Source organism: Streptomyces mayteni, assembly GCF_054783955.1.
Map to the genome: position 1 here is coordinate 1 of NZ_BAAGPR010000035.1, position 16,209 is coordinate 16,209.

13 protein-coding genes are annotated in these 16,209 nt (G+C 73.2%); 5 read left to right on the top strand and 8 right to left on the bottom strand.

Annotation, left to right across the window (positions count from 1 at the left end):
- Window positions 1-389: AfsR/SARP family transcriptional regulator (locus ACYVPE_RS17415; protein WP_461034528.1), on the bottom strand; the 389-nt coding region annotated here is incomplete at its 3' end.
- A 267-nt stretch (window positions 390-656) separates the two neighbouring features.
- Between ACYVPE_RS17415 and ACYVPE_RS17420 the strand changes: the two genes are divergently transcribed.
- On the top strand, window positions 657-1,835 hold the full coding sequence (locus tag ACYVPE_RS17420) for a Cmx/CmrA family chloramphenicol efflux MFS transporter (protein ID WP_461034529.1): 1,179 nt from the start codon (window positions 657-659) through the stop codon (window positions 1,833-1,835).
- Window positions 1,836-2,195: 360 nt separating this feature from the next.
- Here the strand turns inward: ACYVPE_RS17420 and ACYVPE_RS17425 are convergent, their stop codons facing one another.
- Window positions 2,196-2,807, bottom strand: coding sequence for a TetR/AcrR family transcriptional regulator (locus tag ACYVPE_RS17425; protein WP_461034530.1), 612 nt, complete (start codon window positions 2,805-2,807; stop codon window positions 2,196-2,198).
- 300 nt (window positions 2,808-3,107) lie between these two features.
- Here ACYVPE_RS17425 and ACYVPE_RS17430 point away from each other — a divergent pair, with 300 nt between their 5' ends.
- On the top strand, window positions 3,108-3,320 hold the full coding sequence (locus ACYVPE_RS17430) for a DUF6191 domain-containing protein (protein WP_461034531.1): 213 nt from the start codon (window positions 3,108-3,110) through the stop codon (window positions 3,318-3,320).
- Here the strand turns inward: ACYVPE_RS17430 and ACYVPE_RS17435 are convergent.
- Together ACYVPE_RS17435 and ACYVPE_RS17440 are read right to left on the bottom strand one after the other, a co-directional pair.
- Complete coding sequence (locus ACYVPE_RS17435; RefSeq protein ID WP_461034532.1) at window positions 3,286-4,221, bottom strand: serine/threonine dehydratase; 936 nt, start codon at window positions 4,219-4,221, stop codon at window positions 3,286-3,288. The two genes, ACYVPE_RS17430 and ACYVPE_RS17435, sit on opposite strands and share 35 nt — an antisense overlap.
- 21 nt (window positions 4,222-4,242) lie before the next feature.
- Window positions 4,243-4,881, bottom strand: a complete 639-nt coding sequence (locus ACYVPE_RS17440; RefSeq protein ID WP_461034533.1) for a Uma2 family endonuclease — start codon at window positions 4,879-4,881, stop codon at window positions 4,243-4,245.
- Window positions 4,882-4,990: 109 nt separating this feature from the next.
- On the opposite strand from ACYVPE_RS17440, the gene ACYVPE_RS17445 reads away from it, so the two are divergent.
- The 3 genes from ACYVPE_RS17445 (at window position 4,991) to ACYVPE_RS17455 (ending at window position 8,562) form a co-directional block, all read left to right on the top strand.
- Entirely contained in the window at window positions 4,991-6,208 is a 1,218-nt protein-coding gene (locus ACYVPE_RS17445; RefSeq protein ID WP_461034534.1) for an amidohydrolase, read from the top strand.
- A gap of 67 nt (window positions 6,209-6,275) precedes the next feature.
- Window positions 6,276-6,908: a TetR/AcrR family transcriptional regulator gene (locus ACYVPE_RS17450; protein ID WP_461034535.1), complete on the top strand. Its 633-nt coding sequence runs from the start codon at window positions 6,276-6,278 to the stop codon at window positions 6,906-6,908.
- Between the two features lie 103 nt (window positions 6,909-7,011).
- Window positions 7,012-8,562 (top strand): FAD-dependent monooxygenase, encoded by a 1,551-nt coding sequence (locus ACYVPE_RS17455; protein WP_461034536.1) that lies wholly within the window; start codon window positions 7,012-7,014, stop codon window positions 8,560-8,562.
- A gap of 204 nt (window positions 8,563-8,766) precedes the next feature.
- Here the strand turns inward: ACYVPE_RS17455 and glgB are convergent, their stop codons facing one another.
- From glgB to ACYVPE_RS17475, 4 genes are all read right to left on the bottom strand, one after another.
- A complete protein-coding gene (gene glgB, locus ACYVPE_RS17460; protein ID WP_461034537.1) occupies window positions 8,767-10,623 on the bottom strand; it encodes a 1,4-alpha-glucan branching protein GlgB in 1,857 nt (618 codons plus the stop codon).
- A gap of 15 nt (window positions 10,624-10,638) precedes the next feature.
- Window positions 10,639-12,102, bottom strand: coding sequence for a maltokinase N-terminal cap-like domain-containing protein (locus ACYVPE_RS17465; RefSeq protein WP_461034538.1), 1,464 nt, complete (start codon window positions 12,100-12,102; stop codon window positions 10,639-10,641).
- 196 nt (window positions 12,103-12,298) lie between these two features.
- Window positions 12,299-14,026: a maltose alpha-D-glucosyltransferase gene (gene treS, locus ACYVPE_RS17470; protein WP_461034539.1), complete on the bottom strand. Its 1,728-nt coding sequence runs from the start codon at window positions 14,024-14,026 to the stop codon at window positions 12,299-12,301.
- Window positions 14,013-16,058 (bottom strand): alpha-1,4-glucan--maltose-1-phosphate maltosyltransferase, encoded by a 2,046-nt coding sequence (locus ACYVPE_RS17475; protein WP_461034540.1) that lies wholly within the window; start codon window positions 16,056-16,058, stop codon window positions 14,013-14,015. Before ACYVPE_RS17475 ends, treS begins: the two co-directional genes overlap by 14 nt.
- Window positions 16,059-16,209 lie beyond the last annotated feature (151 nt).

Below are 16,209 nucleotides of genomic sequence, written 5' to 3' on the forward strand. Positions count from 1 at the left end.
CACGCCCCGCGCAGCGGCCCGGCGGCCGGGGGCGGCCGGGCGCGGCCGAGCGCCCGCCGGCCCTCGAAGGCCAGCCGCTCGAACCTGGCCGCGTCCACCGCGTCCCGCGCCACGGCCAGCCGGTAGCCGCCCGGCTCGGAGACGATCAGGCCGGGCTCCGGCAGGGCACGGCGCAGCCGGGAGACGAGGGACTGGAGCGCGTTGACCTGGTCGCCGGGCGCCGCGTCCCCTTCGCCCCACAGCGCCTCGGCCAGCGTCTCGCCGCGCACCGGCGACCCGGCGTCCAGGGCGAGCCGGATCAGCAGGGCCCGCAACCGCGCGCCACCCAGGGCGACGGCGTCGCCCTGGGAGGAGGTGACCTGGAGTGGCCCGAGGATGCCGACCTGCACATCGATCAGTCTCTCACCGGCCCCGACTCCGGTGGGTAAACGATTGGACAGGCCACGCCCGAGTTCGTAGGGTCGGCGATCGTGTTCACCCCAGAAGCCGACAGACCCTAGCCACCGGTCCTCCGGTGGCCGCCCGCGTTCTCATCACCGCCCCCGTCGCGGGGCGTCCCGGGCCGTGATCCGTCCGTTGATCACCTCTGCCACCACCGGATGGCCGGCGTAGCCGTCTCCTGTCGATCCACCGCTTCGTGGTTGTGGGGTTTCGCTGTGCCGTTCTTTCTCTATGTCCTTGCCCTGGCGGTACTCGCCCAGGGCACCAGTGAGTTCATGCTCGCCGGCCTGGTGCCGGACATCGCCGGGGACCTCGGCGTCTCGGTGCCGGCCGCCGGGGCGCTGACCTCGGCCTTCGCGGTCGGGATGATCGTCGGCGCGCCGCTGATGGCGGTCGCGTCGATGCGCTGGCCGCGCCGCCGCGCGCTGCTGGCCTTCCTGGTCACCTTCCTCGCCGTGCACGTCGTCGGCGCGGTGACCACCAGCTATCCGCTGCTGCTCGCCACCCGGGTGGTGGCGGCGCTGGCCAACGCCGGCTTCCTGGCGGTGGCCATGGCCACCGCCGCCGCGCTGGCGGCGCCCGACGCCAAGGGCCGGGCCACCTCGGTGCTGCTCGGCGGCGTCACGCTGGCCTGCGTCGCCGGCGTGCCGGGCGGCGCGCTGCTCGGCCAACTCTGGGGCTGGCGCTCGGCGTTCTGGGCGGTGGCGCTGATCTCGGTGCCGGCGGTGGTGGCCATCGTGCGGTCCGTGCCAGGCGATGCCGCCGACCCGGTGACGGGGGGCGCACGCGGTGAGCTGCGGGCGCTGCGGCGGCCCCGGCTGCTGGTCGTGCTGCTGCTCGGCGCGCTGGTGAACGGCGCGACGTTCTGCACCTTCACCTATCTCGCGCCGCTGGCCACCGAGGTGACCGGCCTGGCCGACGGCTGGGTGCCGGCGCTGCTCGCGCTCTTCGGCATCGGCTCGTTCCTCGGCGTCACGCTGGGCGGCCGGTTCGCCGACACCCGGCCGCTGCCGCTGCTGGCGGGCGGCGGCGTGGCCCTGCTCGCCGGCTGGGCGGTGCTTGGCCTGACGGCCGGCGTGCCGGCGGCGGTGGTGCCGCTGATCCTGATCCAGGGCACGCTGTCGTTCGCGGTGGGCTCCACGCTGATCGCGCGGGCCCTCTACGAGGCCGCCGAGGCCCCGCGCCTCGGCGGCGGCTTCGCCACCGCGGCGCTCAACGTCGGCGCGGCGCTCGGCCCCTGGGCCGGCGGCCTGGCCATCGACGCCGGCCACGGCTACGACTCAGCGCCCTGGGTGAGCGCGGCCCTCACCGCAGGGGCGCTCGCCCTGGCCCTGACGGCCGGCGCGGCCCACCTCCGCCGCCGGACCGCCACGGCGGTGGCCCCCACCGCCTGACGGCGGCCGGGTCACGGCGCGGTCGGCCGTGACCAGACGTGTTCGGTGAACGGTGGCTCGGGACCCGCCAGGGTCTCGGCCACCCACCGGTCGCGCCCGGAGCGCGGATCTTGCCGCGGTTGGGCAAGGACTCGTGGTCGACCGCACACCGACCGCACACCGACCGCCGACCGGCCGGTGTGGCCGCCCGTCCGGCGGCCGGCCCGCCGGCACCGGCGCGTGCCGGCGGGTGCCGGCGGCCGCGGGCAGCTCGTCCGGCACGCGAACCCTCGCGTTCCTGCGCGGCGGCGGTGCGCTCCCGCCGCCCGTCCGGCGGCCGGGTCACCCACCGGTCGTACCCGCTCCCGCCGGTCGGGCCGGCTAGGCCACCGGTTTTCCGGCGAGTGCCGCGGCGAGGAGGGACTCGGCCGCCGCGTGGGCGGCTTCGGCGGCGTGGGGTTCGTCGGCGATGGCGAAGCTGACGACCGCGCCCTCGTGCAGGCTCAGCAGCTGTACGGCCAGCCGGTCGGGGTCGGCGGCGCCGGCCGCCGTCAGCTCGTGGTGGAACAGGTCCCGCAGCCACTTCTTCTCGGCGACGATCACCTGCCGCCCCGGGTGCTCGGGCTCCGGCAGCTCGGCGAAGGCGTTGATGAAGCTGCATCCCCGGTCGGACTCGCCGAGCCACTCGGGCAGCACCGCGAACGGCACCAGGACCCGGCGCGCCGGGGCGTCGCCGACGGCCGCCAGGCGCTCGGCGAGCAGGTCGCGCCAGCGCTGGTCGCGGGTCTCCAGGTAGGCGACCAGCAGGCCGTCCTTGGAGCCGAACCGGTCGTAGAGGGTGCGCTTGGTGACGCCGGACTCGGCCGCGATGGTGTCGACCCCGACCGCGTGGATCCCGCGCCGGTAGAACAGCTCGGAGGCGACGGCCAGGATGCGCCTGGCGCCCGGGGTCAGTCGGTCGGCGCGGGCGGCGCCGCTCGTGGCCTGAGACATCGGATTCCCCCTTGACTTCACAGGTCGGTATACCTAAGGTCGAGATCGGAACTTCACAGATCAGTATAGTCGGGAGGCTTCGATGGAGCAGGTGCTGCGACCACTGGCCCGATTCGTGCGCGATGTCGGCTTCGGGATCCACGCGGGGAACGCCATCCGGCACGGCCGGCCGCTTGGCCCGACCACTCGGGAGGCCACCGGGACCCCCGGGGCGCCGGCCGCCAGGCCGGCGCGGGATCGGCGGCTGCTGGGCGGTTGATCGCGGGCCGGCCGCGGTTATCGTGAGGAAAGGCGGCCGCCGTGCCGGTCGTCGCGGTGGGAGGCGGCATGTACGTCCTGAACGTCATCGAGGCGCTGTTCCTGCCTGGCAGCCGCCACACCCACGACGAGCGGCGGCGGCAGGAGCTCACCAGGGACGAGGAGGGCGACGCCGAGCCCGGCCGTGGCCCGATAGACCTCGACTCGGGGCGCGTCCTCATCACCCTTCCCGCGGTGTCGCGGCCTCGCCGCTGAGCGAACCCGGGTCGGTGTTGGCGCCGCACAGCACCACGCACACCTCCTCGCCGGGCGCCGGTTCCGGTGCCCCGGCCACGGCCGCCGCGGCGGCGTGCTCGACGGCGAGCCGGTGGTCGCGCCACAGCCGGCGCCTGGTTTCCACGATGGCCTCGTCCGGGACCAGCACCGAGTCGACGTGCGGCTCCCCGGCCCAGCGCAGCGCCTCCGCCGAGACCCGGCGGGCGCCGAGCGAGTCGGCCGCGACCGAGTCGACCGGCACGTCCACCGGCTCGCCGGCCGCCAGCGCCGCGTTCAGGCAGCGGCAGTGCTCGGGCTCGACGGCGACCACCCGGATCCCGTGCGCCGCCGCGGCCGCCGCCACCCCGGAGAACAGGCCGCCGCCGCCCACCGCGACCACCACCGTGGAGACCGCCGGCCGGGCCGCGACGATCTCGTCGAGCAGCGTGCCGGCGCCGGCGGCGATCAGCGGATGGTCGTAGGCGTGCGAGGCCAGCGCCCCGCTCTCGGCCGCGAACTCGGCGCAGGCGGCCGCCGCCTCGGCGTACTCCCGCCCGACCCGCCGCACCTCGGCGCCCAACTCCCGCAGCCTGGCCAGCTTCACCGCCGGCACCGTCTCCGGCACGAACACGGTCGCCCTGATCCCCCGCTGCCCGGCCGCCCAGGCGCAGGCAAGACCCGCGTTCCCGCCGGAGGCGATGGTGATGCCGGCCGCCGGCATCTCACCACGCTCCAGCTGGGCCGTGGTGAAGTTCAACGCGCCGCGCGCCTTGAACGTGCCGGTGTGCTGGAGGTGTTCGAGCGCGAACGAGCGCCCAGGACCCACCGGGGCCACCGCCACCGGCCGCACCCGCCCCGCGATCCGACCGCCCGCCGCCTTCACGTCGTCATAGCTGATCACGGCTTCAGCGTAGTTCGGCCCCTATGACCGACCAATCAGGGCGTCGACCTCGATCTCGATCTTGGCGCCGACGGACTCCGGCAGCGCGAACGACTCTCCTGGCCGGTAGACGGCTCGCCTCCGGTAGGTGCCCTGCCGGGGTTCGGTGAGCAGTACGGCCTCGCGGTTCTTCCGGTCGCCGATGAGGTACACCGGAACCTTGGCGCCCGCATAGGCGAGCGGCTTGTCCACGGTGTCGCTGGCGTAGTTCGTCGAAGTGATGTCGACCACCATGCGGAAGATGCCGGGCGAGTAGCAGTTGTACGCGATCAGATGGTCCCTGAAGTCTTCGTCGACCACCGCGAGGTCCGGCACCACGAAGTCCTCCCCGTTGGGCAACCACAGCCCAACGGCCTGGGTGACCCGGGAGTCCTTGCCATGGAGGGCGGCCAACGCCAGGGTCAGGCCGGTGAGCGAGACGGCGTGGTCGCCGTCTGCCGGTGGGTTCACGGTGAGTTGTCCTCCGATGATCTCCGGCCGGTAGCCGGGCATGTGCTGGTACACGGTTTCCGCGAGATCCAGGAGGGTGTGAGTGACATCGACGGCACCCGGCTCGAAGGGCGTGACGGGGCGCTCAGGGGCGATGGTCATGTCGGTGTTCCTGTCTCCCTCGCGGGGCATGGACCTCACCTCTGATCCTAGAACCGGACAATGGTCACCAGAATCGATTCTGCCAGGTCAAGTGGGGTGAAGAAAGGATGATCCAGGCCGTGGGATAGGTTCATCGGCCATGGATATCGCGATCAGATCAGGTCATGTCGTGCCGGTGGACGGGGAGCCCGTCGAGGGTGGGACCGTGCTCGTTCTCGGCGGGAAGATCGCCGCCGTGGGGCCGGACGCCGAGGTCACCGTGCCGGAGGGGGTGCCCACCGTCGACGCGGCCGGGAAGTGGGTGCTGCCCGGGTTCGTCGAGGCGCACGGGCACATCGGCGTCCACGAGGAGGCCGAGGGCTGGGCCGGCCAGGACACCAACGAGATGACCGACCCCAACGGCGCCCGGATGCGGGCGCTGGACGCCATCAACCCGGCCGACACCGGCTTCGCCGACGCCCTCGCCGGCGGCGTCACCAGCGCGGTCATCAAGCCGGGGTCCGGGAACCCGATAGGCGGCCAGACCGTCGCCGTGAAGTGCTGGGGCCGCACCGTCGACGACATGCTGGTCAGGCAGCCGGTCAGCGTGAAGAGCGCGCTCGGCGAGAACCCCAAGCGGGTCTACGGCGAGAAGAAGCAACTGCCATCCACCCGGCAGGGCGTGGCCGCGGTGCTCAGGGACGCCTTCACCAGGGCCCAGGACTACCAGGCCAAGCGGGACCACGCGGCCACCGAGGGCAAGCCGTTCGAGCGCGACCCCAGCCTGGAGGTGCTGGTCAGGGTGCTCGACGGCGAACTGCCGTGGTGCCAGCACACCCACCGCGCCGACGACATCGCCACCGCGCTGCGGCTGGCCGACGAGTTCGGCTACCGGGTGGTCATCAACCACGCCACCGAGGCGCACCTGATGGCCGACGAGATCGCCCGCCGGGAGATCCCGGTGATCAGCGGCCCGCTCTTCACCACCCGCAGCAAGGTGGAGCTGCGGCAGCGCACCCTGGCCAACCCCGGCATCCTGGCCCGCGCCGGCGTGAAGGTGGCCATCACCACCGACCACCCCGTGGTGCCGATCAACTTCCTGGTGCACCAGGTCACGCTGAGCGTCAAGGAGGGCCTCGACCGGGGCGAGGCGATCCGCACCATCACCGCCAACCCGGCCGAGATCATGGGCCTCGACGACCGCGTCGGCTCGCTGAAGCCGGGCCTCGACGGCGACGTGGTGATCTGGTCGGGCGACCCGCTCGACGTGATGAGCCGCGCGCTGCGGGTCTTCGTCGAGGGCCGCGAGGTCTACACCTACGACGAGGAGAAGCGGGTCGGCCAGGTGCTCGACCCCTACTACCGCGAGACCGTCTGATCCGCGACGAAAAGCTTGCCGTGGCGGAAACTTTGCCGCCACGGCAAGTTTTGCTACGGTGGTCCCCATGACACCGGAAGGCGACGCTCCCCTCGGCCTGCGGGAGCGCAAGAAGCGAGAGACCCGGGTCGCGCTGAGCCGCGCCACCATCCGGCTGTGCGTCGAGCGCGGCTGGGCGAACGTGACGGTCGAGGACATCGCCGCCGCCGCGAACGTCTCGGTGCGCACCTTCCGCAACTACTTCGCCAGCAAGGCCGAGGCGGTCGCCGCCAGCCACGTGGAGCGCATGCTGCGCGTCGCCGACGAGCTGCGCGCCCGCCCCGCGGCCGAGCCGCTCTGGGACGCGGTCACCGCCGTCGTCCTGGCCGAGTTCGGCGCCGAGGGCGCCCAGGGGGGCGCCGAGCCGCCGCAGGCGCGGCGCTGGCGGGACGGGGTCAGGCTGATGCTCGCCGAACCCGCCCTCCAGGGCGAGATCGTCAAGGCCAACGCGGCCGCCCAGGGCGAGTTGGCCGAGGCCGTCGCCGAGCGCACCGGCACCGAAGCGGCCCACGACGTCCATCCGAAGCTGGTGGCCGCCGTCGTCAGCGCGGCCAGTTCGGTGGCCATCGCGCACAGCCTGACGGCCGAGCCGCCGACCGCCGTCGGCCCGGTCCTGGCCGAGGCGTTGGAGCGGCTGGCCGTGGGCCTCCGCGCACCGTAGCCGCCAGCGCTCCCACCGATCGATCCGCACCCCCGGGTGTTCACCCGGCGGTTCCCCCTGCCCTTCTCCAGCCCTACCCATCCCACCAGAGGAGCGCGTACCGATGATCGTCGATGTCGTCATAGCCGGCGGCGGCCCCAACGGGCTGATGCTCGCCTGCGAACTCAGCCTGGCCGGCGTCCGCCCCGTCGTCCTGGAGCGGCTGCCGGAGCCGAGCGAGGAGCCGAAGGCCAACGGCCTGGTCGGACAGGTGGTGCGCCTCGTCGACCACCGTGGGCTGCACGAACGGCTCGGCGGCGGCCCGACGCCACCGGAGCCCAACTCGCGGTACTTCATGTTCGCCGCGCTCGGCCTCGACCTGGGCCTGCTGGCCGACAGCCCGGTGTACACGCTGCCGGTGCCCCAGCGGCGGATCGTCCAGGTCCTCGAGGAACGCGCCGCCGAACTCGGCGTCGAGATCCGGCGCGGACACCGACTCGTCGGACTGACGCAGGACGACGACGCCGTCACCGTCGACGTCACGGCGCCGGACGGCGACTACCGGCTGCGGGCCCGCCACCTCGTCGGCGCCGACGGCGCGCACAGCGCCACCCGCAAGCTCTCCGGGATCGGCTTCCCCGGCGTCAGCTACGACCGGAGGACCAGCCGAACCGCGCACGTCACCGTCCCCGCGGAGTGGGTCGACCCGACGACCGGCGCCCTCGACGTGCCGGGCCACGGCCCCGTCACGCCGTTCCTGCCGCTGCGCACCGAGCGCGGCGCCCTCACCTACGCCCCGTTCCCCGGCCACCCGCCGCTGGTCAGCACCGCCGAATGGGACCAGCCGGCGACCGACGCGCCCATGAGCCTCGACGAACTCCGCGCCTCCGTACGCCGCGTGCTCGGCGCCGACCTGCCGCTCGATCCGCCCGTCGGCGAGGAGCACCCGGTGCTGCGCCGGTTGACCACCGGCCACACCCGGGTCGCCGAACGCTACCGGGACCGCAGGGTGTTCCTGGTCGGCGACGCCGCCCACGTTTACGCCGACGGCGGCGGCCCGGGACTCAACCTCGGCCTCCAGGACGCGGTCAACCTCGGCTGGAAGCTCGCCGCCGAACTGCGCGGCGACGCCCCCGCCGGGCTGCTCGACAGCTACCAGACCGAGCGCCGGCGGGCCGCCGACCGGATGGTCACCAACGCGCAGGCACAGTCCGCGCTGTCCGCGCCGGGCAGCGACGTCACCGCGCTGCGCGAGCTGTTCACCGAACTGCTCGGCCAGCGCGACGTCGTCCAGCACCTCGCCGACCTCGTCGCCGGCGCCGACGTCCGCTACGACATGGGGGTGGCCGAGCCGCACCCGGCGGTCGGCCGGTTCGTGCCCGAGATCGGGCTCGACACCCGGAACGGCGCCGTGCGCCTCGCCGAACTCACCCACAGCGCACGCCCGTTGCTGCTCGACCTGACCGAGCACGGCGCCGTCGGTGCGGCGTTGGCAGAGTGGAAGGATCGGGTGGACGTCGTCACCGCGCGCCCCACGACGCCAGAGCCCGGGATCACCGCCCTGCTGCTGCGCCCCGACTGCTATGTGACCTGGGCGACGGACGCCGGCCACCCGGACCCCGCCGAACTGGCCTCGCTCACCGAGACCGCCCGCCGCTGGTTCGGCGCGCCGTAGCCCGTCAGCGCAGCGCAGCGCGATCGCGTTGGCGGGCGAGCCGACGCCGCCGGTCAGGTCGCAGGATGTCGCCGGGACGCACCCGGCAGCCCTGGGCGGGCACGCCGTTGGAGAAGCCGTGGCCCGAGGCGCTCCTCGACGCCTGGGCCGCTGGCCACCAGCCGATTGCGGGCCGGTGCTTTCGGCACCTCGTCAGGGGTTTCGTCAGGCGGGCCGCAGCCACACCGTGGTGAGCGGCGGGAGGGTCAGGGTGATGCCGTCGTCGTGGTGCTTGATCGGTTCGGGGTTGGTGAGGCCGCTGCCGCCGTAGCGTTCCGCGTCCGTGGTGAGGAGTTCGGCCCAGGCCGGGATGACCGGCGGGGCCGGGATCGGGTACTCCTCGCGGACGACCGGGCAGAAGTTGCTGATGGCCAGCAGCGGCGGGCCGGCGGCCGGGTGGCGGAGGAAGGCCAGCACGTTGTCGTCGGCGCGGTCGGCGGCCAGCCAGGAGAAGCCGGCCGGGGTGTGGTCGAGCTCCCAGAGCGCCGGGGTGGCCCGGTAGTGGTGGTTCAGGTCGCCGACCAGCCGCCTGACGCCCCGGTGGTCCTCGGCGGCCGGCCAGTCGTCCTCCAGCACCCACCACTGCGGCCCCGCGACGTCCGACCACTCGGTGCCCTGGGCGAACTCCTGCCCCATGAACAGCAGTTGCTTGCCCGGATGGGCCCACATGAAGGCCAGGTAGGCGCGGTGAGTGGCGCGACGCTGCCACCAGTCGCCAGGCGGCTTCGCCGCCAGCGGGCGCTTGCCGTGCACCACCTCGTCGTGCGAGACGGGCAGCACGTACCGCTCCGACCAGGCGTAGGAGAGGGAGCGGGTGATCTCGCCGTGGTGGAAGCGGCGGTGCACCGGGTCGCGGGCGAGGTAGCCGAGCGAGTCGTGCATCCAGCCCATGTTCCACTTGAGGTCGAAGCCGAGGCCGCCGGCGGTCACCGGCCGGGTGACGCCCTCCCAGGCGGTCGACTCCTCGGCCATCGTGAGCACCCCTGGACAGCGGGCGCGCAGGGTGGCGTTGAGGTCGCGGAGGAACGACACCGCGTCCTGGTTCTCCCGGCCGCCGTCCGCGTTGGGCGTCCACTCGCCCTCGCCGCGCGAGTAGTCGAGGTAGAGCATCGAGGCGACGGCGTCCACCCGCAGGCCGTCCAGGTGGTACTCCTCGCACCAGTGGACGGCGTTGGAGATCAGGAAGTTGCGCACCTCGGGGCGGCCGTAGTCGAACTCCAGCGTGCCCCAGTCGGGGTGCTCGGCCCGCCGCGGGTCCGGGTGCTCGTAGCAGGGGGTGCCGTCGAACCTGGCCAGCGCCCAGTCGTCCTTGGGGAAGTGCGCCGGCACCCAGTCCACGATGACGCCGATGCCGGCCCGGTGCAGCGCGTCGACCAGGAACTTCAGGTCGTCGGGGGAGCCGAGACGGGCGGTCGGCGCGTAGTAGCCGGTGACCTGGTAGCCCCAGGAGCCGCCGTAGGGGTGCTCGGCGATCGGCATCAGCTCGACGTGGGTGAAGCCCAGGTCCCGCAGATAGGGCGGGAGTTCGGCGGCGAGCTCGCGGTAGCCGAGGCCGGGCCGCCACGAGCCGGCGTGCAACTCGTAGACGGAGAGCGGCCCGGCGTGCGGGGCGCGCTCGGCGCGGCGGGCCAGCCAGGCCGCGTCGCGCCAGCGGTGCTGGGACACGTGCACCACCGAGGCGGTGCCTGGCGACCTCTCGGTGCGGCGGGCCATCGGGTCGGCGCGCAGCGAACGGCCGCCGTCGGCGCCCAGCACGTCGAACTTGTAGCGCGTGCCGGCGCCCACGCCCGGCACGAACGTCTCCCAGACGCCCGAGTCGCCGAGCCGGCCGAGCGGGGTGTCGGCGCCGTCCCAGCCGTTGCGCTCGGCGGCGAGGCCGACCCGGCGGGCGTTCGGCGCCCAGACGGCGAAGTGGGTGCCGCGCACCCCGCGGTGGCGGGTGGGGTGGGCGCCGAGGACGTCCCAGAGCCTGGGGTGGCGGCCCCGGGCGAGGAGCCTGAGGTCCGACGGGGTCAGGGGCACGGCGGAGTCTCCAGGTCAGTCGACGGTGACGGTGGCGGCCGCGAGGCGGCGGATCGCCGTCATCGGGACGTGCAGCCAGTGCGGGCGGTGCCTGGCCTCGTACAGCACCTCGTAGACCGCCTTGTCGGTCTCGTAGGCACGCAGCAGCTCGAGCTGGTCGAGCGGGTCCCGGCCCGAGGTCTCGGCGTAACCCCGGCAGTAGGCGGCCCGGTTGGCGCGCGACCAGGACTCGGCCCAGGAGCCGCCGGTGCCGTGCTGGCAGGCCGCGTAGTCGAACGACCGCAGTATCCCGGCGATGTCGCGCACCGGTGGCCCCGGTCGGCGGCGGTCGGTGAGCGGGCGGGCCGGCTCGCCCTCGAAGTCGATCAGCGACCAGCCCTCGCCCTCCGCGGTGCGCAGCACCTGGCCCAGGTGCAGATCGCCGTGCAGCCGCTGCACCTGGCACTCGCCGCCGCGTGCCGCGTAGTCGGCCAGGGCCCGGTAGGTGCGGCGCAGCCCCGACTGGTAGGGGCGCAGCGCCGGCACGGCGGCGGCCGCCTCGGTCAGCCGCTCGGTCATGCCGGCCGCCGCCTCCTCCAACTCCGGCCGGCCGAGCCGGTCGGTGGGCAGCGCGGCGGCCAGCGCGGTGTGCACCTCGGCGGTGGCCCGGCCCAGGGCGCGGGCGGCGCCTGAGAAGTCGGTGCGCTGGGTGAGCGAGGCGAGCGCCAGCTGCCAGCCGTCGGCCGAGCCGGCCAGGTAGGGGACGAGGACGCCCAGGGTCAGCGGCTCGGCGTCCGGCTCGGGGGCCGCCGCGCCAGGGAAGGACGCCTCGAACCAGGCGGCGGGCGCCGGCACTCGGGCGCAGCCGGCCTCGGCCAGCGCGAGCGGGAGTTCGAGGTCGGGGTTGACGCCGGGGGAGACCCGGCGGAACAGCTTGAGGATGTGCTCCTCGCCGTAGACCACCGAGGAGTTGGACTGCTCGCCGGTGAGCATCCTGGCGGTGAGCCCGGAGGGGATGGCGGTGCCCGGCGCCCGGCCGAAGCTCAGGGTGCCGTGCCGCCCCGGGGCGCGCAGCCGCTCCAGCATCAGGGCGGCGAGCCGGGTGTCGTGCAGCGCCTCGTAGACGGCCCGGCCGCGCAGCGGGCCCTCGGTGGGGCGGCCGACGAGCGCGGGGGAGAGGGCGGGCGGCAGCACCGGGCGGACGCCGAGCAGCAGTTGGTAGCAGTCGTCCGGGGTGCCGTCGCGGGCGGCGCCGTGTCGGGCGCGGACCAGCAGGTGCAGCAGCCCCGGCCCGGGACCCGAGCCGGAGCAGGACAGCAACTCGGTGGCGGCCACCAGCGAGAGCGAGCTGAGCGGGCGGCCCTTGCCGGCGAACCAGCGCTGCCGTGGCAGCCAGCGGGCGAGCGGGCCGGTCAGCGAGCGCAACAGGGCGCTGCCGTGCGGCGCGGAGAGCTGGGGGAGACGGGCGTGCACCGTTCGGGGCGAGGAACTCTCCGGCATGGCGTCCTTTCCCCGGGCGGCAAAATATGTCCCGAAGTGTCCCGGATGGGGGCCGGTGTTGCCCGGCGGTGCGGGACGTGTCGTGAAGGAACGGCCGTTGGGGTGAGGCGAAAGGCGCCCGGATGGCGGTGGGACGCACCGGTACGGGGCCCTGGGCCGCGGCCTGGATGGCTGCGGCCCACGGTCGTTGGTGCGCTCAGGGGACGGCGGTGGGCGTGGGGCCCACCTCGGGAGGCTGCCGGAGCCGGAACCAGTAGAAGCCGTGGCCGGCCAGCGTCAGCAGGTAGGGGAGTTCGCCGACGGGCGGGAAGCGGACGCCGCCGATCAGCTCCACCGGAACACGGCCCGACCAGGTGCGCAGGTCGAGTTCGGTGGGCTGGGAGAAGCGCGAGAAGTTGTGCACGCACATCACCAGGTCGTCCCCGTGCTCGCGGAGGAAGGCGAGCACGGACGGGTTGGACGACGGCAGCTCGCAGTAGGAGCCGAGCCCGAACGCCGGGTTCTGCTTGCGGATCTCGATCATCCGGCGGGTCCAGTGCAGCAGCGAGGCCGGCGAGCTCATCGCCGCCTCGACGTTGGTGACCTGGTAGCCGTAGATCGGGTCCATGATGGTCGGCAGGGAGAGCCGGCCGGGGTCGCAGGAGGAGAAGCCGGCGTTGCGGTCCGGCGTCCACTGCATGGGGGTGCGCACCGCGTCCCGGTCGCCGAGCCAGATGTTGTCGCCCATGCCGATCTCGTCCCCGTAGTAGAGGATCGGCGAGCCCGGCAGCGAGAGCAGCAGCGCGGTGAAGAGCTCGATCTGGTTGCGGTCGTTGTCGAGCAGCGGGGCGAGCCGGCGGCGGATGCCGATGTTGGCCCGCATCCTCGGGTCCTTGGCGTACTCCGAGTACATGTAGTCGCGCTCCTCGTCGGTGACCATCTCCAGGGTCAGCTCGTCGTGGTTGCGCAGGAAGATCCCCCACTGGCAGTGGGACGGGATCTGCGGGGTCTTGGCCAGGATCTCGGAGACCGGGTAGCGGGACTCGCGCCGCACCGCCATGAAGATCCGCGGCATCACGGGGAAGTGGAACGCCATGTGGCACTCGTCGCCCCCCCGGTCGTAGTCGCCGAAGTAGTCGACGACGTCCTCAGGCCACTGGTTGGCCTCGGCCAGCAGCACGGTGTCGGGGTAGTGCTCGTCGATCTCGGCGCGGACCCGCTTCAGCAGGTCGTGGGTGGCAGGAAGGTTTTCGCAGTTGGTGCCCTCCTGCGCGAACAGGTAGGGCACCGCGTCGAGGCGGAAGCCGTCGATGCCGAGGTCGAGCCAGAAGCGGAGGGCGGAGAGGATCTCCTCCTGGACCGCCGGGTTCTCGTAGTTGAGGTCCGGCTGGTGGGAGAAGAAGCGGTGGAAGTAGTACTGCTTGCGGACCGGGTCGAACGCCCAGTTGGACGTCTCGGTGTCGACGAAGATGATCCGGGCGTCCCCGTACTGCTTGTCGTCGTCGGCCCACATGTAGTAGTCGCCGTAGGGCCCGTCCGGGTCGCGGCGGGACTCCTGGAACCACCGGTGCTGGTCGCTCGTGTGGTTCATGACGAAGTCGATGATGACCCGCATGCCGCGCTGGTGCGCGGCGTCCACGAACTCGACGAAGTCGGCCAGGTCGCCGAACTCCGGGAGCACGTCGTTGTAGTCCGCGACGTCGTAGCCGCCGTCGCGCAGCGGCGACTTGAAGAACGGCGGCAGCCAGAGGCAGTCGACGCCGAGCCACTGGAGGTAGTCGAGTCTGGCGGTGATTCCCTTCAGATCACCGACGCCGTCACCGTTGCTGTCCTGGAAGGAGCGGACGAGGACCTCGTAGAAGACCGCTCGCTTGAACCACTCGGGGTCTCGCTCGCGGGCTGGCGTGTCCTCGAACATGTCGAGGACCGGCTCATTGACGCTCATGGTTGGGTGACCCTCCGGTCTGTGAGGACGGTCGCAGGGCCAGAATGTGGGCCGAGGAGGCGTACGCATCCGCACGGCCCGGCTCAAGCCGCACATAGTTGTCCCTGCCCCAGTGGTAGGTCGCTCCGGTGAGCTCGTCGCACACCGGGAAGGGCTCGGCGCCACCCTCTTGCGCGGGCGTGAGGCCGCACCCTTCGAGTTGCGCAAGGTCCAACGAGATCGTCGCTTCGTGGGTGTGGTGGGGATCGAGGTTGACCACGATCAGTACGCAGTCGGCGTGCGGTGTCCGGGTGCGCTTGGAGTAGGCCAGGATGTGCTCGTTGTTGGTCCGGTGGAAGTGCAGGTCGCGTAGGCGACGCAGCGCCGGGTGACGACGGCGCAGGGTGTTGAGTGCGGTGATCAGCGGGGTGAGGGAGCGCCCCTGGGCGTCCGCCTTGTCCCAGTCACGGGGGCGGAGCTGGTATTTCTCGCTGTCCGCGTACTCCTCGCTGTCCGGCCCCGCCGGGGTGGCCTCGCACAGCTCGTAACCGGCATACATGCCCCAGCTCGGGGAGAGCGTGGCGGCGAGCACGGCGCGGGTCTCGAAGGCCGCGCGCCCCCCGCGCTGGAGGTAGGCGTGCAGGATGTCGGGGGTGTTGACGAAGAAGTTGGGGCGCATGTAGGCGCTGGCGGGGCCGCTGAGCTCGGTGAGGTACTCGGTGAGCTCCTGCTTGGTGTTGCGCCAGGTGAAGTAGGTGTAGGACTGCTGGAAGCCGATCTGGGCCAGCGTGTGCATCATCGCCGGCCTGGTGAACGCCTCGGCGAGGAAGATCACGTCCGGGTCGGTGCGGTTGATCTCGGCGATCACCTTCTCCCAGAACACCACCGGCTTGGTGTGCGGGTTGTCGACCCGGAAGATCCGCACCCCGCGCGCCATCCAGAAACGCAGCAGCCGCAGCGTCTCGTCGACCAGCCCCCTGAAGTCCTGGTCGAAGGAGATCGGCACGATGTCCTGGTACTTCTTCGGCGGGTTCTCGGCGTGCGCCACGGTGCCGTCGGCGCGTCTGCGGAACCACTCGGGATGTTCCTTGAGCCAGGGGTGGTCGGGGCTGCACTGGAGGGCCAGGTCCAGGGCCACCTCCAGGCCGGCGCCGGCCGCCGCGGCGACGAAGTGGTCGAAGTCCTCGACGGTGCCCAGGTCCGGGTGGACGGCGTCGTGGCCGCCGGCCGGCGAGCCGATGGCCCAGGGTGAGCCGACGTCGTCCGCGTCGGCCGCCAGGGCGCCGCCCTGGCCCTTCCTGAAGGACGTGCCGACGGGGTGCACCGGCGGCAGGTAGACGACGTCGAAGCCCATCGCGGCGACTGCCGGCAGCCGTTCGGCGGCGGTGCGGAGCGTGCCGGAGATCGGCGGCACCCCCCGGCGCACCACCGCGCCCTCGGAGCGCGGGAACAGCTCGTACCAGGAGCCGAACAGCGCGCGCTCCCGCTCCACCACCAGCGGCATCGGGCGCGAGGTGGTGAGCAGTTCGCGCAGCGGGTGGCGGGTCAGCGGCTCCAGCACCGCCGGGTCCGCGGCGGCGGCCAGCCGCTCGTCGTCCGGGAGGCCGGTGTCGAGCAGCGCGGCGGCGGCGGCCAGCACGGCGTCCCGGCCGGCGTTCCTGGGGATCCCGGCGGCGGCCTGGCGCAGCACCTCCGCGCCCTCGGCGAAGGTGAGTTCGACGTCGGTGCCGGCCGGGACCTTGATCAGCGCCCGCTCCCGCCAGCTGGTCACCGGATCGCCCCACGCCTCCACGGCGTAGGTCCAGCGGCCCTCGCTGTTCGGCGTGACCTCGGCGCCCCAGCGGTCGGTGCCAGGGGCCAGCTCCCGCATCGGAGTCCAGGGCCCGCCGCGGCCGTTGGGGTCGCGGAGCACCACGTTGGCGCCCACCGCGTCCGCCCCCTCCCGGAAGACGGTGGCGGTCACCTGGAACGTCTCGCCGGGCACGGCCTTCGCCGGGCGCCGCCCGCAGTCGATGCGCGGCTGGACGTCGAGGACGGGGATGCGACCGATCATCTGAGAATCACCTGAACCGGCTTGGAGTTTGATGGGCTTCGTCCTTTGTATCGGTTTCGTCCCTGAGTGTCGGTGAGTGGGCGGATTCGCGGGGTGGCGTGTCCACGCGAAGGGGCCCGGACCGAGGTCGGTCCGGGCCCCTTCGCGTGGC